The organism is Azospirillum sp. FG154, from assembly GCF_057809575.1.
In genome coordinates, this window is the sequence record NZ_JBMDKF010000002.1 from 375,997 (window position 1) to 400,668 (window position 24,672).

Here is a 24,672-nt window from a genome sequence, read left to right on the forward strand (position 1 = left end):
CCCAATTCAAGCGCATTGATGATTTTTCTTCAGATCGCCTCATTAACTGAGGTCAACACAGGCTTTCTTTTGGAAATTTCCTGTATTTTTATTTCAGGTTCATCTCTGGATCTCTTCACAATCACAAAATCCAGAACCGCTTCACGCCAGTGTTCCGTGACTCTGATTGTTTATGGATCATACGATGATGATGGGGGCGGTAGCGCCCCCCCGTGAAGAGTGGGGTCCACCCCCTGTCGCCCGCCAAGAAAGAGAACGCCCTTCACCGGCGATCTCTGCGCACGGGCAAAGCCTTCAGAGCTTGCCGCTCAGTTCTGGAACGGCAGAAAAGAGATCGGCGACCAGACCATAATCGGCGACCTGGAAGATCGGCGCCTCTTCATCCTTGTTGATGGCGACGATGATCTTGGAATCCTTCATTCCGGCCAGATGCTGGATGGCGCCGGAAATTCCCACCGCCACATAAAGCTCCGGGGCGACGATCTTGCCGGTCTGGCCCACTTGCCAGTCGTTCGGGGCGAACCCCGAATCGACCGCCGCACGCGACGCGCCGACCGCCGCCCCCAGCCGATCAGCCAGCGCCTCGACAACGGCGAAGTTCTGCTGCGATCCGACGCCGCGCCCCCCGGACACGATGATCTTCGCCGAAGCCAGATCCGGTCGCTTTGACGCCTCGATCTTGTCAGCAATCCAGCGCGACAGCCCCGCATCGACCGGGGCGACGCGGTTCTCAACCGGCGCGCTCCCCCCTGGTCCGACCGGCGCGAAGGCGGAGGCGCGGACGGTCAACACCTTGACCGGATCGATCGACCGCACCGTCTGGATCGCGTTGCCGGCATAGACCGGTCGCTCGAACGTCTCGACATCGACGATGCCGGAGACATCGGACACGACCATCACGTCGAGAAGGGCCGCGACACGCGGCATCACATTTTTTCCGTGGGTGGTGGCCGGCGCCACGATGTGGGTGAAGTCCGCCGCCAGCGACGCGATCAGCGCCGCCATAGGCTCGGCCAGACGATGGCCGAGCGCCGGATCCTCCACGCACAGGACAGAGGCGACGCCCTCCAGCATCGCCGCCTCCGCAGCCGCGCCGTCGGCGACCGCATCGGCGCACAGCACAGTGACGTCCCCGAGCAGGGCGGCGGCGGTTAGCGCCTTCGCCGTGACATCGACCGACAATCGACCGTTCGACATTTCCGCTATCAGAAGAACAGCCATCTCAGATCACTCCCGTTTCGCCCTTCAGCCGGGCGATCAACTCATCGACCGAGCCGACCTTCACGCCCGCCTTGCGTCCGGTCGGCTCCACCGTCCCCAGGACGGCGAGACGGGGTGCAAGATCGACGCCGCAATCGACCGCCATCCTGGTGTCGAGCGGCTTCTTCTTCGCCTTCATGATGTTGGGCAGGGAAGCGTAACGCGGCTCGTTGAGGCGCAAATCGACCGTGACCACAGCGGGCAACCGCGCCGAGATCGTCTGCAGACCACCATCAACCTCGCGAGTGACCGTGACCGCTTCACCCTCAATCAGGATTTCCGAGGCGAAGGTGGCCTGCGACCAGCCGAGCAGCGCCGCCAGCATCTGACCCGTGGCGTTCATGTCGTTGTCGATCGCCTGCTTGCCGCAGAGGATCAGACCCGGTTGCTCCTCTTCCGCCACCTTGGCCAGCAGCTTGGCGACGGCCAGCGGTTCCACGTCAGCGGGGTCATCGACCGGCGTCTCGATCAGGATCGCGCGGTCCGCCCCCATGGCCAGGGCGGTGCGCAGGGTCTCCTGCGCCGGTTTCGGTCCGACGGACACCACGACAACCTCCGCCGCAATCCCTTTTTCCTTCAACCGAACCGCCTCTTCCACGGCAATCTCGTCGAAGGGGTTCATGGACATCTTCACATTGGCCAGATCGACACCCGATCCGTCCGCCTTGACACGAACTTTCACGTTGTAGTCGACGACCCGTTTGACGGGAACCAGCAGCTTCACGTCGCGCACTCCTTTTCCTGCACGCCGCAGACCGGCGGACACGGCATGGGTTTCACCGCCTGGCGGCGAGCGCCCGAATGCTGCCCGGCAGGTCAAGTTCAAATTCACGGGTTTGGCCGACCTCGGCCATCCGCTTCGCTTCCCTGGCGATCATTCCGCTGGCGATGCCGGCGCGAAAGCCGACATTCTCAACCGCCAGCCCCGCGAACATCGGTTCGACAAAGGGTTCAACGACCTTGTCCAGCACGGCGCGGTGCATGGCGATGACCTCCGACGTCAACGAGGCGATGCGGGCGACGAGATCGGCGACGTAGGCGTCGATCTCACCGTTCGGCAGGGCCTTGTTGACAAGGTTCCAGCGCTCGAACTCGAGGCCGGTGAAGTCCCGCATCGACAGCAGGATTTCCAGACCGCGCGCCGGGCCAGCCATCATCATCAGCCGGGTGCTGCCGCCGCCAGCCGCAAGGAAACCGGCGCCGGCCTCTGGATTGCAGAACAGCGCGCCTTCCGTGGCGAAGCGCATGTCCAGCGACAGCAGGAACTCCAGCCCGCCCCCGCGCGCCCGGCCCTTGACCTTGCCGATGGTGATCTGCGGAACGTTCTGCCAGATCAGGCCCAGCGACTGGACGGCGTTGATGTCGGGATATTTGCTCTGCGTCGCCGGATTCTTCAGCGACGCCTCCAACTCCGTCACGTCGAAATGGGCGATCCAGAAATCGGGGTCGGCGCTGTCAAGGACGACCACCTTCAGATCGCGGCGCTGCATCAGCATGCCGCCGACCTGCATCAGCTCGCCCACCATCTGGCCATTCATCAGATTGATCGGTGGGTTGTCGAGCGTGACGTAAAGCACGCCGTTCTCTTCACGCAGCTTCAGCGTTTGAAAATTCATGGGATCCTCCCGGTACCGTATTCCGTGTTTCAGACCAGCCGTTCGACCTTGATGCCGCAATAGCCGTAGCTTTCCAGCACCCCCATCAACTGTCTGTGGTCGAAGGCCTCGCACGGGCTGGCGAACCCGGCCACCGACGGACGATCCTTGCAAAGCCGCATGGCGCCATAGGCCTGGACCAGGCCGGTGGTGTAGTAGCCGCCATTGCTAATCATGGTGGATTTGACCATCACGGTGCTGCCGGAGCCGACGCAGACATCAATGGCGCGATGGACGTAGCGCGATTCCCGTGGCGGTGTCGCCGGGGCGATTGACGTCGCCATGGCGTCCATCATCGGGTAGAGCGCCGCGTCCGGGATCCATTGGAGCGACACCTTGTTGGCGCGCTCCAACTCCAGCTCCTTCTTGTAAAGCTCCTGATTCCACATCGCGACCATCATCTTGCAATTGCGCACCCGTCCGTCCCGGCTGAACCAGACCGGGTGGGAGGCGCCGCCCCATTGCGACGCGCGCAGCACGCGGCCCGATGGGGTGGTGAGGTCGCAGGTCTCGACCCCGGCATAGCGGATCAATTCGCGATTTTTCAAATACGCCGATGGCTGGCGCACGGCGTCCAGGATGGTCTGGGCGGAGGCCACCGTCGGCACCGCCTCGGCAATGCCAGTCATGTCCAGGGAATCGACGCCAGGCGTCTCCAAACAGAACCGCGCCCCGATCTCCGACACGCCATACATGTAGGATGCGGACGGGATGATCAGCCGATCCACAGCCTTGAAGCGCTCGTCCCAGTCGCGCAGCAGTTCAGCGACCCAGTGCTGTTCGCCGGTGGTGTCAAGGTAATGAACCCGCGCGTTGCAGGCCGCCTCCACCACTTCACGACCGAAGCGGTTGAACGGCCCGACGGTGTTGCACACGACCTTGCGGCCGGACAGCAGTTCGGTCAGCGCCTCCACCGTGTGCTCCACCGCCGCGATCTCGAAGCGGGCGGATTCGATGCCCGGGACCATGGCGACCGACTTCTCGATCTTCTCCCGGTTGCGACCGGCGGCGATGAACGGCACCCCCAGTTCACGCAGATGCTCCATGACCAGACGGCCGGTGTAGCCGCTCGCCCCATAGACGACGACCGGAAAATCCTTGCTCATGACGTCTCCACCCTCAGGGTTGTTTTTGCTGTCAGTTTTTTCCCCAGGCGCCGGCGCGGTTCATCTGCGCGAGCAGGAAGCCGTAATGCATGAAGAGGATGTTGGTCTCACCATCCTCGATCTGCATGGCGCGGGCGTCCCTCATCAGTTTTTCGATGGGAAACTCCTGGGTCAGTCCCACACCGCCGAACAATTGCAGGCACTCGTTGACGACGGTGAACATCTCGGAACTGCAAAAGGCCTTTCCTGCGGCCGTGAAATAGGGATGCGGCGCGGGCGAAATCCTGGTGTAGTCGGCGACATGGCGCGACATCGCCTTGATCGCCTCCACCTTCGCGCCCAGCCGACCAAGCCGGAATTGGGTGAGCTGCAAGTCGGCCAGCAGGGCACCGCCCTGTTTGCGTTCGTTCGTGTAGGCCAGGGCCAGTTCAAAGGCGGCCCGCGCCAGCCCCGCAGACAGATGGCTCATCGCCGTTCCGGCATGCGCCCAAGCCATCGCGTGCTTGATCTCGTAATCGTCGCGCGCGGCGATGGCGAAGCGACGGGGCAAGCGCACCTGGTCGAAATAGATCTCGCCCTGCGGCAGCGCCCGCTTGCCGAGCTTGCGCAGCGGCTTGCCCCGCGAAACGCCCTTCACGTCCAACGGCACGATGACGTTGCAGCCATACGTGTCGCCCTGCGAATCGTGATAGCCCTGGCCGTAGTCGGCGACGATGTCGAGCAGGCCGACCTGGGCGACGCAGCCGTTGGACACCCAGGCCGAACTTTGACCGTTCACAACGATTTCGTCGCCGATGAACCGGGCCGTCAGATTGCCGACAGTGCCCTTGGCGCCGACCGCGCGTTCCTGTGGATACAGGATCAGCCCGTCCGATCCGCGATCCGGTTGGGTGGCGATCCAGCAGCCAAGCTTGCCCTGGCAAAGCTCGATCAATTCACGCTCGCCACTGGCCAGCGCGCCGCGCAGCGGCATTTCGCCGGCGCCGGTCGACACCGCCAACCCGACGTCGCCCCACCCCATCTCGGCGATGACCAGGGCTTCCAGCCGGGCGGCGGCGCGGGGGTCAAGCCCCTCCAACGCCTCCGGTCCCATCCCCAACGTCGTCGCCGCCTTGTGGAAATCCCAGAAGGGTGATCCTTCGGCATAGGCATGATCGGGATCCATGCGGTCCAACGCGCGCCCGATGGGTCGCATCACCTCGGCGGCGAAACGGTGAATGACCGCCTGGGCCGCCGTCTCCTGCTCCGTCAGCCCGGCGTCGAAGCCCGACAGTTCGACATGGGGAAACGGCAAGGCGTGGGTCGTCGTGTGTTCCACCTCATCTCCTCCCGCATTTGTTCGTTCATCGGGTGAACAGGTTGACGGTGACGACGGCTTCTTCGTAGCCGACCTGACCACCGCCGTTTTCCTGAAGCGCAACCCGGGCGCCCTCGACCTGCCGCACACCGGCCTCGCCGCGCAGTTGCGTGACCAACTCGGTGATCTGGCCAAGGCCGGTGGCCCCGATCGGATGGCCCTTCGACTCCAGCCCGCCCGAAGGGTTGACCGGGATGCGGCCGCCGATCGACAGTTCGCCGCGCTCCGCCGCTGGCCCGGCGCCTCCCATCTCGGTCAGGCGCAGGAACTCGACGGCCATGATCTCGCCCATGGCGGTGGCGTCGTGGACCTCCGCCACCGACACGTCCTGCGGCCCCAGACCGGCGGCCTCATAGGCCTTGTCCGCCGCGCGGCGGGCCGCCGCTTGCTCGAAGGCGTCCGCAGCGCGGGGAGACGCGGTGGCGATCGCGGTGGCGGCGACCTTGACCGCGCGCCCCGCCGAACCGTTCAGCCGCTTCAACCCCCGCTCGGAGCAGACCACGACCGCAGAGCCGCCATCCGACACCGGCGAACACATCGGGATGGTCAGCGGGTAGGTGATCGGCGCCGCCCGCATCACCTCCTCGATGGTGAACGGCTTGCGGTACTGCGATTTCGGATTGTCGACCGAATGCATATGGTTCTTGGCGCTGACCGCCGCGATCTGGCGCTGGGTCGTGCCGAACCGGTTCATCCAGAACCGGCACATGGCGGCGTAGATCGCCATGAAACGGCTGTAGGGCCGGTCGGACTCGCTGCCCTCGGGCACCTCGATCCCATGGCCGAGCGCCAGCAGCTTGGCCGCGCTTTCCTCGGCGCGGCTGACGTCCCAGCCGCCTTCAAACAGCGAGATCGCCCGGAGCTTGTCCGCGATGTTCATCTTCTCAGCGCCGATGGCGAGCGCGACGTCGCATTGCCCGGCGCGGATCGCCTGCACCGCCAACTGGAAGGCGCTGGTCCCAGACGCACAGGCGTTTTCAATGTTGTAGACCGGAATCGACGGCAGCCCGATCCGCGCGAAGACCACCTGACCCGGAATGGCGTATTGGCCCTGCAAAGCGCCCTGGGTCTGGCCGGAGTAAAATGCGGCTTCGATCTGCGACAGATCGGCGCCGGCGTCGGCGACACAAAACCCCAAAGCCTCTTGAGCCAGTTCCCAGACCTGCTTGTCAGGATGGCGACCGAATTGGGTCATTCCGACCCCCGCGACATAAACGTCGCCCATGCGCCCCTCCCCCGTCTCGTCGTCGCCGGCTCTTGCTCCGGCTGGATGATTGTTGGGCCTACAATTATTCAAACCGCTGACGACAATCTCCCCCCTGTCGCGGGGGGGGGATCTCGGGACCGGCGGGACCTATCACCCTTCCGCATAAGCTGAAAATGGGAGGGAACATGCCGGACGACGCTGAACGGGCGACGACCGTTGAGGTGCTTCGCGTCGAGCGCAAGGGCGCCATAAGCGTCCTGACGATGACGGGCGCCAACATGAACGCCTTGAGCCGTCGGCTGCGGGCCGCGCTGTTCGATGCGATGGCCGACGCGGCGGACGACCCTACGGTGCACGCGGTGCTGCTGGCGGCGGACGGCCCCGCCTGGTGCGCCGGCGCCGATCTGAAGGAGATGGACAGCCCCGAATCCGAAGCCGATCCCAGTCTACAGGAAGCCATCTTCGGCCTGATCCGCAGCATGGACAAACCGATCATCGCGGTGATCGCTGGCGCGGCGCTGGGCGGTGGCTTAGAATTGGCGCTCGGCTGCCACCACCGGCTCGCCACACGGAATGCGCGGATCGGCCTGCCGGAGGTGACGCTGGGCCTGCTGCCGGGCGCTGGGGGAACCCAGCATCTGCCCCGCGCCATCGGGCTGGAGGCCGCCGCCGACGTGATCCTGAGCGGCAGAACCGACCGCGCCGCAGCGTTCGAAGGCACGGCGCTGTTCGACGCCATGCTGGGCGACAATCCGCTGGCCGAAGCGCTGGCCTTCGCCGAAACCCTGCCCCGGGCAACCCAACCGCCCCTTCTGCGCGACCGACCGGTCGGGCATCCCAATCCCGAAGCCTATCTGAAGGCGGTGCGCATGGCGGTCGAGGGCAACCCGCGTCGCACCAGCGGCCATCTTCCGGCGGTTGACTGCCTGCTGGCCGCCGCAACAAAATCCTATGAGCAGGGGATGGCGTTTGAATATGCGGCCTTCCGCGCCGCGCGCGCCGACCGGGCGTCAGAACCTTTCCGCTACGCTTTCCTGGCCGAACGCCGGGCGGCGCAAGTGCCCGGCCTTGACCCGGCGGCCAAGCCTCGACCGCTGGACAGCGTCGCGGTGATCGGCGCCGGCGTGATGGGACGCGGCATCGCCCTGGCCTGCGCCCAAATCGGCCTTCCGGTGATCCTGATGGATCAGGCCGAGGACGCGCTGTCCCGCGCGATGGCCGCCATCGCCAAGACCATCGGGGACGGCGTGGCGCGCGGTCGGACAACGGAGGCGGAGGCCGCCCGCACCCTGTCTCTGGTGGCGACGGCAACCGATCCCGACGCCATCGCCGGGTGCGATCTTGTGATCGAGGCGGTGGTTGAAACGATGGCGGTCAAACAAGCCGTCTTCCAGGCGCTTGACCGGACGATGAAGCCCGGCGCGATCCTGGCGACCAACACCTCGACGCTGGACATCGACCGGATCGCCGCCTTCACCTCCCGCCCAACCGACGTGGTTGGTCTTCATTTCTTCAATCCGGCCAACGTGATGCGGCTTCTGGAGGTGGTGCGTGGCAAGGCCACCGCCGACAGCGTGCTGGCGACGGCGCTGGCGTTCGGCAAGCGGCTGCGCAAGGTGTCGGTCGTCGCCGGGGTATGCGACGGCTTCATCGGCAACCGAATGGTCGAGCAGTATCTCCGGCAAGCCCAGTTTCTGGTCGAGGAGGGCGCCAGCCCGGCCGAGGTCGATGGGGCGTTGGAACGCTGGGGCATGGCGATGGGGCCGTTCCGCATGATGGATCTGGCGGGCAACGATGTGAACGACGCCATCCGCCAGCGCCGCCGGGCGGAAAAGCCGGACGCCATCCTGGCGGACATTCCCGACATCCTGACCGCCAACGGCTGGTTGGGCCAGAAATCCGGCATCGGTTGGTACAGCCACCCGCCAGGCGCCCGCCGCCCGGTCGAGAATGCCGAGCTGACCGCCGCGCTGGCGCAATGGCGGGCCGGAAACGGCATCGTGCCGCGACGGATAAAGGCGGAGGAGATCGTGGACCGCTGCATCCTCGCTCTGGTGAACGAGGGCGCGGCTCTTCTGGCGGAGGGCATCGCGTCGCGCGCCTCCGACATCGACGTCGTCTATCTCACCGGCTACGGTTTCCCGTCGGCCAAAGGTGGCCCGATGCATATCGCCGACCGTCTCGGCTTGCGGTCGGTGTTGCGCCGGATGCGCGCATTCGCCGCCATCGGCTGCGGGGATCCGGGATTCTGGGCGCCGCATCCGCTGCTGACCCGCCTCGCCGCCGATCTGAAAAGCCTTTCCGAGTACGGAGCTTCCGAATGACCGACGCCGTCATCGTCTCCACCGCCCGCACCGGACTGGCCAAGTCCTGGAAAGGGGCCTTGAACATGACTCACGGGGCGACGCTGGGCGCCCATGTGATCGCCCACGCCGTCCGCCGCGCCGGCCTGGACGGGCCGGAGGTCGAGGACGTCATTCTCGGCTGCTCCAACCCGGAGGGGGCCACCGGGATGAACATCGCCCGGCAGGCCGCCTACAAGGCCGGGCTTGGCGTCACCGTGCCGGGCATGACGGTCAACCGCTTCTGCGCATCCAGCCTGCAAACCATCGCCATCGCCGCTCAACGGATCATGACGGGCGAATGCGAAATTCTGGTGGCGGGCGGCATCGAATCGATCTCCTGCGTGCAGAACGAGATGAACCGCCACATGATGGACGATCCCTGGATCGTCCAGAACAAGCCGGAACTTTACTGGCCGATGCCCAGAACCGCCGAGCGGGTGGCCGAACGCTATGGCATTGGCCGCGACCGGCAGGACGAATACGGAGTGCGCAGCCAACTCCGGGCGGCGGCGGCGGCCGATGCCGGTCGCTTCGCCGATGAAATCGTGCCGATGACCGTGACCATGGCGGTGGCCGACCGCAAAACCGGCGCCGTCACAACGAAAGAGGTCACGCTGGATCGCGACGAAGGGATTAGGCCCGACACCACGCTGGCGGGAATGTCCGCCATCCGCACCGTCTACGAGGGTGGCGTCATCACCGCCGGGAACGCCTCGCAACTCTCCGATGGCGGGTCCGCCTGCGTGGTGATGAGCGCGACCGAGGCGGCGCGACGCAACCTGACGCCGATGGGCGTGTTCCGTGGTTTCGCCGTCACCGGCTGCGAGCCGGGCGAAATGGGAATCGGCCCGGTCTTCGCCGTGCCGAAGCTTCTCGCGAAGGCTGGCGTCCGCTTGTCCGACATCGACCTTTGGGAACTCAACGAGGCGTTCGCGGTCCAGGTGCTGTATTGCCGCGACCGGCTGGGAATCCCTGACGACCGGCTGAACGTCAACGGCGGCGCCATCGCGGTCGGCCATCCCTATGGCGTCAGCGGGTCGCGCATCGCCGCCCACGCCCTGATCGAGGGCAAGCGGCGGGGCGCGAAGCTGGTGGTGGCGACCATGTGCATCGGCGCCGGTCAGGGCGCCGCCGCCTTGTTCGAGGTCTGCTGACGCCATCCCCGCCATGGCGGGTGGAACCGACGAACGGACATTCGGGTTCCAGCCGCCATGACGGTCAAAGAATGCCCAGCATGCGGGCGCGGGCGACGGCGATCTTGCGTTCCCCGGCGTCCAGCTTCTGAAACAGGTTCTTCAGGTGCCACTTGACCGTCTCGTTGCTGAGGCCGAGCGACAGGGCGATTTCCTTGTTGCTGAGATGGGCGGCGATGCCGCACAGGATGTCGTACTCACGCCGGGTCAGGATGCCGATGTTTCCCTCGCCGCCAGCCGGAGTCGGCAAGACTGACGGAGCGGACGCCTTCGGCGCCAGCTCTCGCTGGCCGGACCGGTTCAGCGCCATCAGATCGGCGTGAAGTCGGAGCAACCCCCATCCCTTCGCCGTGGCGGCGGCCTCTTCGAATTCGGCTTGCCCCGCCGCTTCCCCGGCCTGGACCAAGGCCACGCCGTGCAGGGCCGACGCGAGCAGTTGATCGCTGCCACGACCCAACTCTTGCGCCAACCGGACCGCCCGCGCCGCCGCGTCCACCATCGGCGTCTCCCCGGACCGTTCCGGCAGCACCGCGCGCGCCAAATTGGCCTGCAAGGAGATGATCGAGCGGATTTGCACCGGGCTGTCCGGCGGCAACAGCGCCTCCAGCGTGTCCAGCCGCAACGACGCCGCGCGGGCGAGGCTGGAATGGCCATGCCGCGCATGGAACCGGGCGAGCATCGACAGGCCGACCGCCTCGACGCGCGGCAACTGGCGGGTCTTGCCGGTCGACACCAGCGCCGCCAACAGGGATTCGGCCAGATCAAAACGCCCTTCCGCCTCGGCCAGCCGGGCCGACGCCAGATGGCCCGCGATCAGCGCGTCGGGGGATGGCAGCTTTTCGATCATCGCCAGCCGTCCGCCGATGATTGACCGGGCCTCGTCGATCTTCATGATCTCGACGGCCGCCTCCGCCAGGACGGCGGCGATCAGCGACACCGCGAAACTGCGGCGATCAACCTCGGACAGCAGTCGCTCCATGACCGGCTTCAGCACGTCGTAGGCCATGGCCGGCTTGCCCTCCCACAGGAAGGACAAGGCGATGTAATAGTCAGCGTAGGCGTGGACGATGCCCGAACTTTCCCTGCCCCCCCGTTCCGCCTCGGTTGCCGCGATGATCGCGCGGGCCTCGACCGGGCGACCGGACAGATGACGCTCCGTGGCCAGCACCAGGGCGTGGAGCAGCGTTTCGCTCTGCAAACTGTCCGGTGGCGATTCCGGCCAGTCCTGAGCGAAGGCGGCCAACCTGGCGTAATCGTCGCGATACCCGGCGATGGCCACTTCGATCAGAGCCACCTCGAACCGCTCCGTCCGGGTCATGTCGGATTTGGTGCACAGGAGGTCCAGCAGCGGCTGCACCTTGTCGGGACGGTTGGCGTTCGCATAGGCCCAGGCGGCGGGCAGCCAGAACGTCGGACGAGTCCGCAGGTCGGCTGGGGACAGCCGCTCGATCCAGCCGATGACGTCCGACGGTCGCCCCTCGGTGGTCATTTCGCGCACCGCCATTTCCACCAGATCGAGAGCGACATCGTCATCGCCCGCCCGCCTTGCCTCCTGCGCCGCCTCTTCGTGCAAGCCGTTCCGCGTGTACCAGCTCGCCGCCGCCCGGGCGCAAGCGGCGCGGCGGGCGGGCGGCCACAGCCGATGGAGCCCGGCGAGCAATTTACGAGCGGCCGGGTGCAAGGTCATCCAACGGTCGGTCTGCGACCGGACGATCAGCGGCGTGGTGTCGGCCAACCGTTCCAGATCGGCCAGCGGCGCGTCGGGACCGATAACCGCCGCAACAAGCTCTGGATGGATCGGATCGAGAAAGGCCACCGCTTCCAGCATCTCGCGCACCGGCGGAGTCTGGTGGTTCAGGATCGCCTCTGTGAAGTATTTGCCAAGCGCCATCGACACCACCTCTTCCGGCGGTTTGGCGAAATCCTTCCCGACCTGCGACGACAGCACCAGTTGCAGGCCAAAAGGCCAGCCGTCGGTCAGCCGGTGCAAATGGGCGCACAGAGCGGCCGACGCCCGCCCCTGAAGCGAACGGGCGGTGACGGCGAACGCCTCATCCTCGGTAAAGCGCAATTCCTGAGCGGTGATGCGGATGAGAGGGCAGCAGAACAGCGGGGCTTGCTGGAAGATCGGATTTCCAGGCCGGGTGGACAGCGCAATCTTCAGATTCCCCGGCGCGTTGGCCAGGGCAAATGCCACTTCCTCCTCCTGCAATTGCGGACTGACCAGATCGGCGTCGTCGAGGATCAGCAGGCAGTCCTTGCCGCATTGGGCGATCTCGACGATCCAGCCAGTCAGAGCGGCCATGGTGTCGTCGGCATCCCGCACCCAGGCGGCGAAGGCCTCGTCCAACACCGCCTGCCCCTTGCGGGTGCTGGCCGCGACCAGACCCTGGACAAAGCGCCGGGAATCGTATTGGCCATCGAGGCTGAGCCATATGATGGCTTTACCCTGTTCCCGCGCTTCGGCGTGCCATTGGGCGAGAAGGTGCGTCTTGCCAAACCCCTGGGGGGCGCTGACCTCGATGATGTTGGAGCCGGCGCCGACGAAACGCTCGAACGACAACCGACGCCGAACCAACGAATTCGCCGACAGCGACGGCGGCGTCGTCTTCAATTGAAGGGACCAGGGCCACATTGTCAAAATCCTCCCAGAGCGCCGATCCATCTTTGTCTTTTGCGGTTGGCTGACCCCGCATGTGGCGGCCAACGGCTTTTTTCGATGGTTTCGACCTTAACTCTGCCAAAGCGTAGCCTGTCTGCGATGGAAAAGACCAGTCCCCTCGACGCTGCGCGCCGCCATCGCCGCTTTATGGGCGCCCCCCCTTCGCTGGGGGGAGGGAGGGGAGGCGCCACCCGCTATGGTGCATGAAACAGCGCCTTCAAGGCGCACGCAATAAGCACAGGGAGGGCGGTCGTGCCGCTGATTTCACTCTTCGACCGGGGCGCCAGCCTCGGGCGCGAACGCGTCGCGTTTGTGCGCGGTTCCTCTGAAATGACGTTCGGGGCTGCACAAGATCAAACCTATCGCATCGCCCGGGCGCTGGCTGCGGTGGAGGTGCCGCGCGGCGCCCACTGCGCCGTGCTGTCCGACAATGATCCGGCATCCTGGTTGTGCGTGCTGGCGGTCTGGCGGGCGGCGCATGTCTGGATTCCACTGAACCCGCGCTCGCCACTGGCCGAACACGTCCATCTGATCGACGGATTTGATGTCGAGTTGCTGTTCTTCAAGAAGATGTTCGCGCCGATGGTGCAGGAGATTCGCAACCACTGCCCCAATCTGAAGCGGTTGATCTGCATTGACGGCAAGGTCGATGACGCGTTGAGCCTGACCGACCTCACGATCGACCTGCCCGCCCTGCCGCCGGACATTCACGCGGAAGAGGATGAACTGGCGGCGATCATGCCGACCGGCGGCACCACCGGTCGCCCCAAAGGGGTGATGCTGACCCACCGCAGTCTGGTGATTTCGGTGGTCAACGGCATCCTGAACACCCCCTACCTGCCGGGGGAGGAGATCGTCAATCTCGCCGCCGCGCCGATGACCCACACCGCCGGTTTCCTGTCGCTGTCGGCGACGGCGCGCGGCGGCAAGGTGGTGGTGATGACCCGACCGGACCCACAGGAGCTTCTGGGAATCGTGACGGGCCAGGGCGTCACCGAATTCTTCCTGCCCCCGACCGTGATCTATCGGCTTCTCGACATGCCGGACATCGAACGGCATGACTTTTCCCGGTTGAAGTACCTGATGTACGGCGCCGCGCCGATGTCGGTGGAAAAGCTCCGCCATGCGTTGCGGGTCTTCGGCCCGGTGATGTTGCAAGGCTATGGCCAGACCGAAGCGCCCGGATCGATCTCCTTCCTGCGGCCCGGCGATCACTTCCGCAACGGCGCGGTGGCGGAGGATCAGCGCCTGTCCTCCTGCGGTCTGCCGTCGGTGTTCAACAGCACCGCGATCCTGGATGAACAGGGCCGTCCTCTGCCGTCCGGCAGCACCGGGGAGATCTGCGTGCGCGGCGACATCGTGATGAACGGTTACTACAAGCAGCCGGACAAAACCGCTGAAACGATCATCGACGGCTGGCTGCACACTGGCGATCTCGGCCACATCGACGCCGAAGGCTTCCTTCACATCACCGACCGCAAGAAGGACATGATCATTTCCGGCGGCTACAACGTCTACCCCAGCGAGGTCGAGCAGGCGATCTGGAGCCATCCGGCCGTGTTGGACTGCGCCGTGATCGGAGTGCCCGACGCGGATTGGGGCGAAGCCGTCAAGGCGGTGGTGGAGTTGCGACCGGGCGCGACGGTCACGCCGGACGAGCTGATCGCCTATTGCAAGGAACGGGTTGGGTCGGTCAAGGCCCCGAAAACCGTGGATTTCATCGATAGTCTGCCGCGCAGCCCCGTGGGCAAGGTGGTCAAGAAGGACCTCCGCGAGCGCTACCGCAACTGACCAACCACACACTTCATAATAATCGACTGTCCAATGGGAGGAAGAACAATGAGCAGCACCGTGAACACGGTCGTCAACCGTCAGTGGATTTTGCAGCGCCGTCCGCAAGGCCCGATCAGCCGGGAGGATTTCACATTCGTCGAAGGCCGTGTGCCCGAGATCGTTGACGGCGACGTGCTGGTCCGCTCGCTCTACTTCGGTTACGACGCCAGCCAGCGGATCTGGTTGACCGACGATGGCGGCTACATGAAGCCGATCATGCCGGGCGAGCCAATGCGCTGCATGGGCATCGGTCAGGTGATCGACAGCCGGAACCAGGATTACAAGTCCGGCGATCTGGTGGAAGGCTTCATGAGCTGGCAGGACTACGCCGTGGTGCGGGCCGACGGTCCGATGCCGTTGCGCCATCTGCCAAAGGCTGATTTCCCGTTGTCTTGGAATCTCGGTGTCTTCGGGGTCGGCGGTCTGACCGCTTACTTTGGCGTGACGGACGGGTTGAAGGTGAAGGACGGCGACACCGTGGTCATTTCCGCCGCGACCGGCGCCACCGGCAGCCTCGCCTGCCAGATCGCCCGGTTGCACGGCGCCAAGACGGTGATCGGCATCGCCGGCGGTGCGGACAAATGCAACTGGGTGGTCGAGAACACCGGCTGCGACGCCTGCGTCGATTACAAGAGCGCTGACTGGACCAACCGGTTGGCTGAACTGGCGCCAAACGGTGTGGACGCCTATTTCGACAATGTCGGCGGCGACATGCTCGACGAGATGTTTCTGCTCATGGCCCCCAAGGGCCGCATTCTGATCTGCGGAGCGATGTCCCAGGGCTACACCGGCGTAAAGGTGCAGGGGCCGACCAACTATATGCGGATCTGCACCCACCAGTTGACGGTCCAGGGCATTCTTCTGTTCAACTACGCGCAGCAAATCCCCCAGGCCGCGCAGCAGATTGGGCAGTGGGTGATGGAAGGCAAGCTGAAGGTCTCGGAAAACCTCCAGGAAGGTTTCGAAAAGGCTCCCGATCTTCTGCCCACCATGTTCACCGGCAAGGATCCCGGCAAGCTCGTGCTCCGCATCGCCGATCCCCAATGATCGGCAAGCGCCGCACGAACCGGGAGAGCATGAGAACGGTGAAAGCGCAGGAGGATTGGAATGCAGGATTTGGAGAACAAGGTCATCCTTGTCACCGGTGGCGCGTCCGGGATCGGGGCCGCCATCGTCCGACAGGCGGCGGCGGCGCGCGCGCGGGTCGCCGTCGTCGGGCGCGATCTATCCGCAGTCGAAGCCTTCGCGTCCGGCGTCGCCCAAGCGCGGGGTTATGAAGCCGACGTCCGTTCCGCAGAGTCGATGGAGGCGGTGTGCGCGGCGGTCGTCCGTGATTTCGGTCGGCTCGACGGGGCGGTCAACAACGCCGGCATCGGGGGCGTTTTCGCCCCCTTCGCCGAAGCCGCTCTCGACAATTGGCAGGCGGTGCTCGACACCAACCTGACCGGCGTGTTCAACAGCACCCGGGCCGAACTGGCCCGGATGCTGCCCACGGGCGGCGGTTCCATCGTCAACATGGGGTCGCTGTCCAGCCTGCTGGCGGAGCGGCACATGTCGGCCTACATCGCGTCCAAACACGCGGTTGTCGGGCTGACCCGCGCGACGGCCATCGACCATGCCCGGGACGGAATCCGCTGCAACGCCATCTGCCCCAGCTTCGTCAAAACGCCGATGACCGAGGCCGGGATTCCCGATCCGGCGGTCTGGGACGCGATCGCCGCGCAGCATCCGGGCGGGCGACTGGTGACGGTCGATGATGTCGCGGAGATCGCCGTCTTCCTGTTGAGCGACCGTTCGACCGGCATGACCGCCAGCGTCCATCTCGCCGATGCCGGGGTCGCGGCGGTTTGACATCCCCGGTGGCGCGCAAAGACCCCACAGCCGCAAACCGATGCGAACAGTCGGCGCAAAGTCGGCATGACTTAGGGCCTGTTTGGAAACGCTTTCGAGCCACCGATACCTCCCTGCTTCGTCATCCCCGCGCAGGCAGGGAATCAGGGATCTCCAAAGAACACCGGACGCCAAAGCCTGGTCTCCGCCGTCGCGGGGATGGCGTGGTGACAATGAGCGCTTTCAAACAGTCTCTTATAAAATGAGGAGGAAACGATGCGGGATCTTCAGGACAAGGTGGTGCTCGTCACCGGCGGCGCGGTCGGAATCGGGGCGGCGGTGGTGCGCTCCGCCGTTGCGCACGGGGCGCAGGTCGCCATCATCGACCGTATGGCGGCGGCGGCGGCGGCGTTGGCCGCCGAAGTCGGCAATGCCCGCGCCTACGCGGCGGACGTCGCCGACTTCGGCGCGATGGAACAGGTCTGCGCCCGCATCGTCGCCGACTTTGGTCGGTTGGACGGAGCGGTGAACAACGCGGGCGTCGGCGGCGAGTTCGCTCCGGTCGCCGCCTGCACCCTGGACAATTGGAACGCGGTCATCGCCGTCAACCTGACCGGCGTGTTCTACAGCATGAAAGCGGAGCTGGCTCACATGCTGCCAGCCGGTCGCGGCGCGATCGTCAACATGGCCTCGATGGCCGGCCTGCTCGCCGAAGCGAATCTGCCGGCCTATGTCGCTTCGAAGCATGGCGTCGTCGGCCTGACCAAATCGGCGGCGGTCGATCACGGTCGGGATGGAATCCGCTGCAACGCCGTTTGTCCGGCCTTCGTCAGGTCGCCGCTGACCGAACCGCTGTTCGCCAACCCCGATTTCGTCGCGATGATGAACGCCCGCCAGCCAATGGGCCGCACCGTCACCGCCGAAGAGGTGGCGGAGACCACCGTCTTCCTGCTCAGCGACCGGGCCGGTGGCATGACCGGCAGCGTGCATTTGCTCGACGGTGGAATCGGCGCAACCTGAGCGGGATTGCGGAAGCCATCAGCAATCCGACAGCGCCCCGAAGCCATGAACCGAAAGCATACGCCATGCCCCACTATACCGCCCCCCTGAAAGACCACCGTTTCCTTCTCCACAATGTCTTTCCCGCGTCGGATCTGTCGCGCGCAACCCTGTTCCAGGACAGCACCCCCGATATTCTCGACGCCGTTCTGGAAGAGGCGGCCAAGTTCTCCGAACAGGTTCTGGCGCCGCTCAACCGTTCCGGCGACGAACAGGGCTGCACCGCCGTCAACGGCGTCGTCACCACGCCCGACGGCTTCCCGGAGGCGTACCGGCTGTTCATGGAAGGCGGTTGGGCCGGGCTGACCGCAAGCCCGGAGCATGGCGGCCAAGGGTTGCCGCACACCCTGCACATCCTGGTGGACGAGATGACCACCTCGGCCAACCCGGGCTTCGCCATGTATCGCGGCCTGATCGACGGCGCCTACAAGACGATCTTGCAGCATGGCTCAAAAACGCTGAAGCAAGACTATCTGGCGCCGATCGCCACGGGAGAAACATTGCCGACCATGAATCTGACGGAACCGCATTGCGGCAGCGATCTAGGGCTGTTGCGGACCAAGGCGGAACCTCTGGCGGACGGCGCCTATCGGATCACCGGCACCAAGATCTTCATCACCGGCGGCGAACACGATCTCACCCGGAACATTCTGCATCTGGTCTTGGCGCGGTTGCCGGACGCGCCGGAAGGAAGCCGAGGAATCAGCCTGTTCCTGGTTCCCAAATACTATGTCGATCCGAAAAGCGGCGCCGAAATCCGCAACGATGTGACCTGCGGCGGGATCGAACACAAGATGGGCCTGAAGGCGTCGGCCACCTGCCTGATGAATTACGACGGCGCCCGAGGCTGGTTGGTCGGCGCTCCGCACTCTGGACTGGCGGCGATGTTCACCATGATGAATTCCGCGCGGTTGGGTGTTGGCGTTCAGGGGGTGTGCGCGGCGGAAGGCGCCCACCAGATCGCTGCGGCCTATGCCGCCGAACGTCGGCAAGGCAAGGCGCCAGGTTCGACGGGCGTCGGCCCCGATCCGATCGACCGGCACCCGGATGTCAAACGCATGCTGACGACCCAGAAGGCGTTCGCCCAAGGCGGTCGGGCGCTGGCTGTTCGGGTGGCGCTGGCGCTTGATTTCAGCCATGCCGCCGCGACCGAGGCGGAACGGCAAGCCCACGAGGAGCGGGTGCAACTGTTGACCCCGATCGTCAAGGCATTCCTGACCGACGTTGGCAGCGAGGCGGCCAATCTGGCGCTCCAGACCATGGGTGGCCATGGCTACATTCGCGAATGGGGAGTCGAGCAGTGGGTTCGCGACATTCGCATCGCGGCGATCTACGAAGGCACCAACGGCATTCAGGCGCTGGATCTGGTCGGACGCAAATTGTCGATGAAGGGCGGCGGTGCGGTCGAGCGCTACTTCAGTGACTTGCGCAGCCTGTTCAAACGGGCGCAACCGCTGTTTCCCGCAGCCGTCGAAGGGGAAAAAGCTCTGGCGGCTCTGGTCGACGCCACCAGCTTGGTGTCGGCGGCTGGGCCGATCGGGCGCTGCGAAGCGGCGAGCGATTACCTCACCCTGTTCGGATTGGTGGCCTTGGCCGGCGAATGGGTCGAGATGGCGCGGGTGTCCGTGCAATTGCGAACCACGGACCCGGTGTTCCATGACGACAAGATCGGGACGGCTGACTTCTATCTGCGCCGGATTCTGCCGCGCCATCTTGGCCACGCCGCTGCCATCCGGGCGGCGATCAACAGCGCGGACAATCGGCATTAGGCCGACGGGTAACACCCTGTCGGCTCGACCGAATCGGCCAAGCGCCTCATAGCATCTTTAAAAATCGCCCAGGGAGGGACAGGAATGAGATCAGCATGGCAGAGATTTTGCCTGGTTGGAACAACGGTGGCAAGTCTGCTCGGCGCCGTGGATTCCGCCGCTGCCCAGACATCCGCTGCATCCGGCAACGAGCCGGAACGGCTCTACAACACCTCATGCACCTTCTGCCACAGTCGACCGTTTCCGCCATTCCCGGCGCCGGAGTTGCGCGGTCGCAAGCTGGATCCTGCCACAATCAGGCATTTTGTGCGCCATGGCCCTGGCGGCATGGCCCCGTTTCGCCCGACCGACCTCACCGACGAAGATTTGGAGCGGCTGAGTCAATGGATCGCCGCAAGCCCCGCTCCGCCCAAGCCGGCGCTGCCGCCGATGCCACCGACACAGGGGGCGAAGCCATGATGCCCGATCGACGTGATTTCATCAGCATGCTTGCCGCAGCGGCCGGCGCCACCGCTCTAACCGGACCGACAAGCGCCGTTGCGCTGTCCGTTTCACTGAAAGACCGCAGAATATCCTATGCTGATGCGCTGGTCATTGAAACCGGCCTTCCCACCGACGCAGCCTTTGTCCGTGGCGTCGCGGCGACGCAGACGCATCGGTTTTGGACAAGCTCAGAAGGGTATTTCGATTTGGTGGCCCGCTTCGCAGGGCACCAGGGCAGGCCCATTCTCGCACTCACCAACCCAGCCAACGCCATCTTGATCGAACAGGCGTTGCGCGACGGCGGAGGACGACTGGTGGAGCGGCGCTCTCTGCGCACGCCTGCTCAATACGACCAATCGGCCTGGGCCTACACTGTCGGAAGCCATTTGGTTCACGGCACTCTGACCGATCATCCACATTCTCATGATGGCCATCTCGTCGCCGCCATCGTGGCACATCTTTGAACTCATGGGGAATCGCATGACCAGTCAAGCCGTTCTTCCGCCCGGCGTCTCCAGAGAACACTTTGCTGCGGCGCTTGCCGAATACCGCGCCATCGTGGGCGATCAATGGGTCTTCGCCGATCTTGAACGTTTGGCTCCCTATTCGCGGATCATTATTCCCGACGATCCCATGGCGCATCAGCCTTGTGGGGCGATCGCTCCCGGATCGGTCGAGGAAATTCAGCGCATATTGGCCGTCAGCAACAAATACAAGATACCGCTCTGGTCGATCTCCACAGGTCGCAATTTGGGCTACGGCGAAGCCGCACCCGCGACGCCTGGACAGATGGTCCTCGACCTGAAACGGATGAATCGGATTATCGAGGTCGATCCTGAGTTGGGAACGGCCTTGGTCGAGCCGGGCGTCACCTTCAAACAGCTCCACGACTATCTGACGGAGCATAAGCTTCCATTCTGGCTCAACAAACCCGCTCCCGCGCCGATCGTCGGCCCGGTGGGTTTCACCCTGGAGCGCGGAATGGGCTATACCCGCTATCAGGAGCAGGCCCAGAATTTCAGCGGCATGGAGGTCGTCCTGGCCGATGGTTCGGTCGTCCGCACCGGCATGGGCGGCGTCGAAAACAGCAAGACCTGGCAGGCCTATCGTTGGGGATATGGTCCATGGATCGACGGACTTTTCCTTCAGTCGAACTTTGGCATCGTGACAAAATTGGGCCTGTGGCTGATGAAGCGGCCCGCCGCCAACAAGACCTGGAAAGCCGCGTTCGCTGACATCGAAGGGGCGAGCCGGGCGATTGAGGCTCTGCGCGATCTGCGACTGGATGGCGTGATCGACAACGGATTCGTCATCCACATGGGCGTAGGCGTCGCGGAGACCCAACGCCGTGCTGACATCTTCAAGGGACCCGGCGCCATTTCCGAAGAAATGTGGTCGGCGATGGCCAAACAAGCGGGTGTGGCTCTGTGGAGCGCCATTGGAACCGTTTACGGCACACCGGACCAAGTGAAGGTCAATCTGGGAATCATCCGGGAAGCGATGACGGCGGTCGGCGGAACCTTTGCGACCGAAGATCAGGCGGAGGGGCCGATCGATCTATTTCTCTACGGCAATATCAAGATGTTGACGGCGAACGGCATGTCTCTGGAGGATTTTGCCATCTTCAATTTCCGTGGCTCGGGTGGCGCTTGGTTTGCTCCCGTCATCCCGGCCAAGGCAAAAGACGCCATGGAGTGTTATAAGATCTCGCAACGAGTCCTTGCCGAGTTCGGCTTCGACTACCTCGGCGGATTCTTTATCGGATACAGCGGTCGCCACTTTGACGCCGTGAATATCCTGGTGTTTGATCGGGACAATCCCGAAGAGTTGGAACGCGCCAAGCAATGCTACGCGAAAGTCGTCAGCCTCTGCGCCAAAGCCGGCTATCCAGTCTATCGGGCCAGCACGGCAGTCATGAAAATGACGGCTGATTTCTACGGCGAGGCCCAGAAAACGATCAATGCGCGCCTGAAGCACGCGCTGGACCCCAACCACATTCTTGCGCCTGGAAAGTCCGGGATTGCTTGAAGTTGATGTGCTGATCCAAGCGCTAGATCAAATTGTGCGTAGTCCGGTTTGACCGACAGATGGCTGTCATCTGTCGGAATCGGAGCACAAGGATCACTCACCAAAATTACCAAAGAAAAACTCCCGCACCATCATAATCAAATGATGAAAATTGCGGCTCCTTCCATAGTCAAGAGATGCGAATCATGAAAATTCTATTGCTTGGCGCAACGGGCCGCACCGGGCGGGCCGTGCTCCAGACCGCGCTTGAGGCCGGCCACGAGGTTGTGACGCTCGTGCGCGACCCGGCCCGTCTGTCGGTGCAACAGCATGACCGCCTGTCGGTGATCGCGGGCACTCCCGAGAATGAAGCGAATGTTTCGCAAGCGCTGTCGGGCTGCACCGCCGTCATCAGCACGTTGAACAACAATCGCACGTCGGATGCGCCTTGGTCCAAGCCGGTCTCTCCTGCAGGATTCATGACGGGCGCCATGCGCAATTGCGTAGCGGCGATGAAGGACCAGGGCATTTCACGGATCGCCGTCCTCAGCGCGGCTGGCGTCGGCGATTCCTTCACCGCAGTGCCATGGCTGTTCCGATGGCTTATCCGCCACACCAACCTGGGTCATACCTACCGCGACCATGAAACACAGGAACAAGTCCTGGCGGACTCCGGGCTTGAGTGGACCGTCGCCCGACCGGTGGGGCTGAGCGACAAGCCAACCAACCGCGCGCTGGCGATCGCATTGGGCAAGCCGCAGAAGAGTTCGATGACGATCCAACGCAGGCATGTCGCTCGGTTCCTCGTTGACTGCCTGCAAGACCCCAAGCTGATCGGCAAAGCGGCCTTCCTCTACGAGACGTGATTATCCGGCGACAAGGGGGCGGCCGTCCTACCGGACATCGCCTGCTTATCGGCACCAGACGAATGGGGTAGCAATGAAGATTCAAGCGATGAGTATGGTTGTGGCCGTACTGGTTGGCGCCGTCTTGGGTCCGGCATCGGCCGCAGAGGGGACATCCGCCGCCAACGGGGAACTCGCCTTCTATCGAAATTGCAGTTCCTGCCACTCAATCGAAAAAGGCAAGAACCTGATCGGTCCCTCTCTTCACTTGGTATTCGGGAGGAAGGCCGGATCATTGGAAAACTACAGGTATAGCGACGCGCTACACGCCCTTGACGCGATCTGGACCGCTGACAAACTCGACGTCTATTTGAAAGATACGCAGTCGGTCGCCCCAGGCAATAAGATGTGGGTCCGCTTTCCGGACGCGACGGTCCGTGAGGAGATCATCGCTTTCCTGGCTGCGCGCTCCGAGGCGGGCAAGTGATCGTCGCTGAAGCGACACCAATCCGGGATTGTAAATCAATTGGAGGTTGTTAGGCCATGACGATTTCACGCCGCCCCCTTCTGAAAGCCCTCGCCGCCCTGGCGGCGGTTCCCGGATTTCCTGCCTTCGCGGCAGCCACGAAGTGGCAGGCCGCCGCGCTCGAGCAGGAGCTGGGTTGCCCGGTCCTCACCCCGGAGAGCGGCATCAAATATCAAATCGCCACGGAACTCTGGAATGGCTGGTGGAAGAAGAAGCCGGCATTCATTGCCAAATGCAGCAATGCGAACGACGTTGCCCGCTGCGTCGACTATGCGCGCAGCACCAATACGCCTTTGTCGGTGAAATCCTGCGGACACCACCCGGCCGGCTTTGCGCTGCGTGACGGTGGCATGACCATTGACCTGTCCGAGATGATGAATATCGACGTCGATCCTGTCGGAAAGCGGGTTGTTGTCCAACCCGGCGTACGGATCGGTCACTTGCAGATGGCGCTCGAACCACACAAGCTTTACGCGGTGGGTCCTATGACGTCGACGGTCGGCGTCGCAGGGATGATGATGGGTGGTGGCTACGGCTGGTTCTCCGGTGAGGCCGGATTTGCGGTGGACAACCTGATCTCGGCCGAGATCGTCACCAGCGACGGCAAGATACGCAAGATCGACGCCCAGAAAAATCCCGATCTGTTCTGGGCGATTCGCGGAGGTGCGGGGAACTTCGGCGTCATTACGTCACTCGAGTTTCGCGTCCACGACCTGCCGCCGCTGACCGGTGGCGTCATCGTCTATGCCGGTCCAGATGTGGAAGCGGCTGCCAAGGGTTGGGCGCGATACACGGAGGATCCGGAACTACCACCAGAACTGTTCTCGAATCTGGTGATACTGCCGTCACCGCCCGGCGTTCCAGTACCCACCGTCCTGTTTATGACGAAGAGCGCACTCCAAGGGAAAGCGAACGACACAGCGCTGGAAAGATTGCGCTCCTTCGGCAAGCCGGTGCAGGACGCAATGCGTCCGGTTTCGCTGACGGAGATGCAGGGGATGGCCGATTTGGATGGCGAAGCCGGGTACAGCTATGCGGTCAACACCCACCTTTTCAAACATTTGCCGGACGAGGCCATCGACATCATGCTGAAGGCAATGGCCAATCCCCCGTCCCCACACGCGATCATACTCTGGGGGCCCCAACACGGGGCGATGCGGAAACCAGGTCCGACAGACACCGCGTTCTACCATCGCGACGCCAAGGTCAACGGCTTCGTGCTGAGCCGTTGGACCGATCCCGCCGACGCGGAGAAGAACATCGAATGGGTCCGCCGGGTATGGAACGATCTCAAGCCCTACTCGACCGGACAGGTCATGTTGAGCTTCACCAGCGAGACGGAGCCGGATTTGGGGAGAATCTGCTTCGGCGACAACTATGAAAGATTGTCCCACATCAAGCGTGAATATGATCCCTCCAACATGTTCAGTTCTACGGTGAATATCCGGCCAGCCGCATAGGAGGACCGTCAAGAAGTCCCCGTCGTGTCGACCGCGCCAAGACAAGCCGTCGCACCACCCGTGCCGCTACGGTAA

At 64.0% G+C, this 24,672-nt stretch carries 20 protein-coding genes; 13 read left to right on the top strand and 7 right to left on the bottom strand.

All coding sequences use genetic code 11. The annotated features are described in order from the left end of the window. Positions 1-294: 294 nt before the first annotated feature. The 6 genes from ACODS4_RS03870 to ACODS4_RS03895 are packed head-to-tail and all read right to left on the bottom strand — an operon-like array spanning position 295 to position 6,603. A complete protein-coding gene (locus ACODS4_RS03870) occupies positions 295-1,221 on the bottom strand; it encodes an electron transfer flavoprotein subunit alpha/FixB family protein (protein ID WP_488860899.1) in 927 nt (308 codons plus the stop codon). Position 1,222: 1 nt separating this feature from the next. After that, a complete protein-coding gene (locus ACODS4_RS03875; protein WP_488860992.1) occupies positions 1,223-1,984 on the bottom strand; it encodes an electron transfer flavoprotein subunit beta/FixA family protein in 762 nt (253 codons plus the stop codon). A gap of 52 nt (positions 1,985-2,036) precedes the next feature. Then, a complete protein-coding gene (locus tag ACODS4_RS03880) occupies positions 2,037-2,876 on the bottom strand; it encodes an enoyl-CoA hydratase/isomerase family protein (protein WP_488860901.1) in 840 nt (279 codons plus the stop codon). Positions 2,877-2,905: 29 nt separating this feature from the next. Further along, positions 2,906-4,021 carry a saccharopine dehydrogenase family protein gene (locus tag ACODS4_RS03885; protein ID WP_488860903.1) on the bottom strand — a complete coding sequence of 372 codons (1,116 nt, stop codon included), beginning with the start codon at positions 4,019-4,021 and terminating at the stop codon, positions 2,906-2,908. A 31-nt stretch (positions 4,022-4,052) separates the two neighbouring features. Then, positions 4,053-5,339: an acyl-CoA dehydrogenase family protein gene (locus ACODS4_RS03890; protein WP_488860905.1), complete on the bottom strand. Its 1,287-nt coding sequence runs from the start codon at positions 5,337-5,339 to the stop codon at positions 4,053-4,055. A gap of 25 nt (positions 5,340-5,364) precedes the next feature. After that, positions 5,365-6,603, bottom strand: a complete 1,239-nt coding sequence (locus ACODS4_RS03895) for a thiolase family protein (RefSeq protein WP_488860907.1) — start codon at positions 6,601-6,603, stop codon at positions 5,365-5,367. A gap of 167 nt (positions 6,604-6,770) precedes the next feature. Between ACODS4_RS03895 and ACODS4_RS03900 the strand changes: the two genes are divergently transcribed. Both ACODS4_RS03900 and ACODS4_RS03905 read left to right on the top strand, forming a co-directional pair. After that, positions 6,771-8,909, top strand: a complete 2,139-nt coding sequence (locus tag ACODS4_RS03900; protein WP_488860909.1) for a 3-hydroxyacyl-CoA dehydrogenase NAD-binding domain-containing protein — start codon at positions 6,771-6,773, stop codon at positions 8,907-8,909. Continuing rightward, the gene (locus ACODS4_RS03905; RefSeq protein WP_488860911.1) at positions 8,906-10,084 is read left to right on the top strand and encodes an acetyl-CoA C-acyltransferase; all 1,179 of its coding nucleotides are present in this window, start codon (positions 8,906-8,908) and stop codon (positions 10,082-10,084) included. The genes ACODS4_RS03900 and ACODS4_RS03905 overlap by 4 nt, the downstream gene beginning before the upstream one ends. Positions 10,085-10,148: 64 nt before the next feature. Here ACODS4_RS03905 and ACODS4_RS03910 read toward each other — a convergent pair whose 3' ends face one another. After that, on the bottom strand, positions 10,149-12,758 hold the full coding sequence (locus tag ACODS4_RS03910) for a helix-turn-helix transcriptional regulator (protein ID WP_488860913.1): 2,610 nt from the start codon (positions 12,756-12,758) through the stop codon (positions 10,149-10,151). Positions 12,759-13,037: 279 nt separating this feature from the next. On the opposite strand from ACODS4_RS03910, the gene ACODS4_RS03915 reads away from it, so the two are divergent. The 11 genes from ACODS4_RS03915 (at position 13,038) to ACODS4_RS03965 (ending at position 24,597) form a co-directional block, all read left to right on the top strand. Continuing rightward, positions 13,038-14,576: an AMP-binding protein gene (locus ACODS4_RS03915; RefSeq protein WP_488860915.1), complete on the top strand. Its 1,539-nt coding sequence runs from the start codon at positions 13,038-13,040 to the stop codon at positions 14,574-14,576. 48 nt (positions 14,577-14,624) lie between these two features. Next, positions 14,625-15,665, top strand: a complete 1,041-nt coding sequence (locus ACODS4_RS03920) for an NADP-dependent oxidoreductase (RefSeq protein WP_488860917.1) — start codon at positions 14,625-14,627, stop codon at positions 15,663-15,665. Positions 15,666-15,725: 60 nt separating this feature from the next. Then, positions 15,726-16,469, top strand: coding sequence for an SDR family NAD(P)-dependent oxidoreductase (locus ACODS4_RS03925; protein ID WP_488860919.1), 744 nt, complete (start codon positions 15,726-15,728; stop codon positions 16,467-16,469). A gap of 255 nt (positions 16,470-16,724) precedes the next feature. After that, positions 16,725-17,468 carry an SDR family NAD(P)-dependent oxidoreductase gene (locus ACODS4_RS03930; protein WP_488860921.1) on the top strand — a complete coding sequence of 248 codons (744 nt, stop codon included), beginning with the start codon at positions 16,725-16,727 and terminating at the stop codon, positions 17,466-17,468. A 65-nt stretch (positions 17,469-17,533) separates the two neighbouring features. Beyond that, entirely contained in the window at positions 17,534-19,276 is a 1,743-nt protein-coding gene (locus tag ACODS4_RS03935; protein ID WP_488860923.1) for an acyl-CoA dehydrogenase family protein, read from the top strand. An 84-nt stretch (positions 19,277-19,360) separates the two neighbouring features. Then, a complete protein-coding gene (locus ACODS4_RS03940; RefSeq protein ID WP_488860925.1) occupies positions 19,361-19,735 on the top strand; it encodes a c-type cytochrome in 375 nt (124 codons plus the stop codon). After that, positions 19,660-20,223: a twin-arginine translocation signal domain-containing protein gene (locus ACODS4_RS03945; protein ID WP_488860998.1), complete on the top strand. Its 564-nt coding sequence runs from the start codon at positions 19,660-19,662 to the stop codon at positions 20,221-20,223. The genes ACODS4_RS03940 and ACODS4_RS03945 overlap by 76 nt, the downstream gene beginning before the upstream one ends. A gap of 16 nt (positions 20,224-20,239) precedes the next feature. Further along, complete coding sequence (locus ACODS4_RS03950; RefSeq protein ID WP_488860927.1) at positions 20,240-21,787, top strand: FAD-binding oxidoreductase; 1,548 nt, start codon at positions 20,240-20,242, stop codon at positions 21,785-21,787. A gap of 185 nt (positions 21,788-21,972) precedes the next feature. Next, positions 21,973-22,632 carry an NAD(P)-dependent oxidoreductase gene (locus tag ACODS4_RS03955; protein ID WP_488860929.1) on the top strand — a complete coding sequence of 220 codons (660 nt, stop codon included), beginning with the start codon at positions 21,973-21,975 and terminating at the stop codon, positions 22,630-22,632. 73 nt (positions 22,633-22,705) lie between these two features. After that, on the top strand, positions 22,706-23,098 hold the full coding sequence (locus ACODS4_RS03960; RefSeq protein WP_488860931.1) for a c-type cytochrome: 393 nt from the start codon (positions 22,706-22,708) through the stop codon (positions 23,096-23,098). Between the two features lie 56 nt (positions 23,099-23,154). Next, positions 23,155-24,597: an FAD-binding oxidoreductase gene (locus ACODS4_RS03965; protein ID WP_488860933.1), complete on the top strand. Its 1,443-nt coding sequence runs from the start codon at positions 23,155-23,157 to the stop codon at positions 24,595-24,597. The last annotated feature ends 75 nt before the right edge of the window (positions 24,598-24,672 follow it).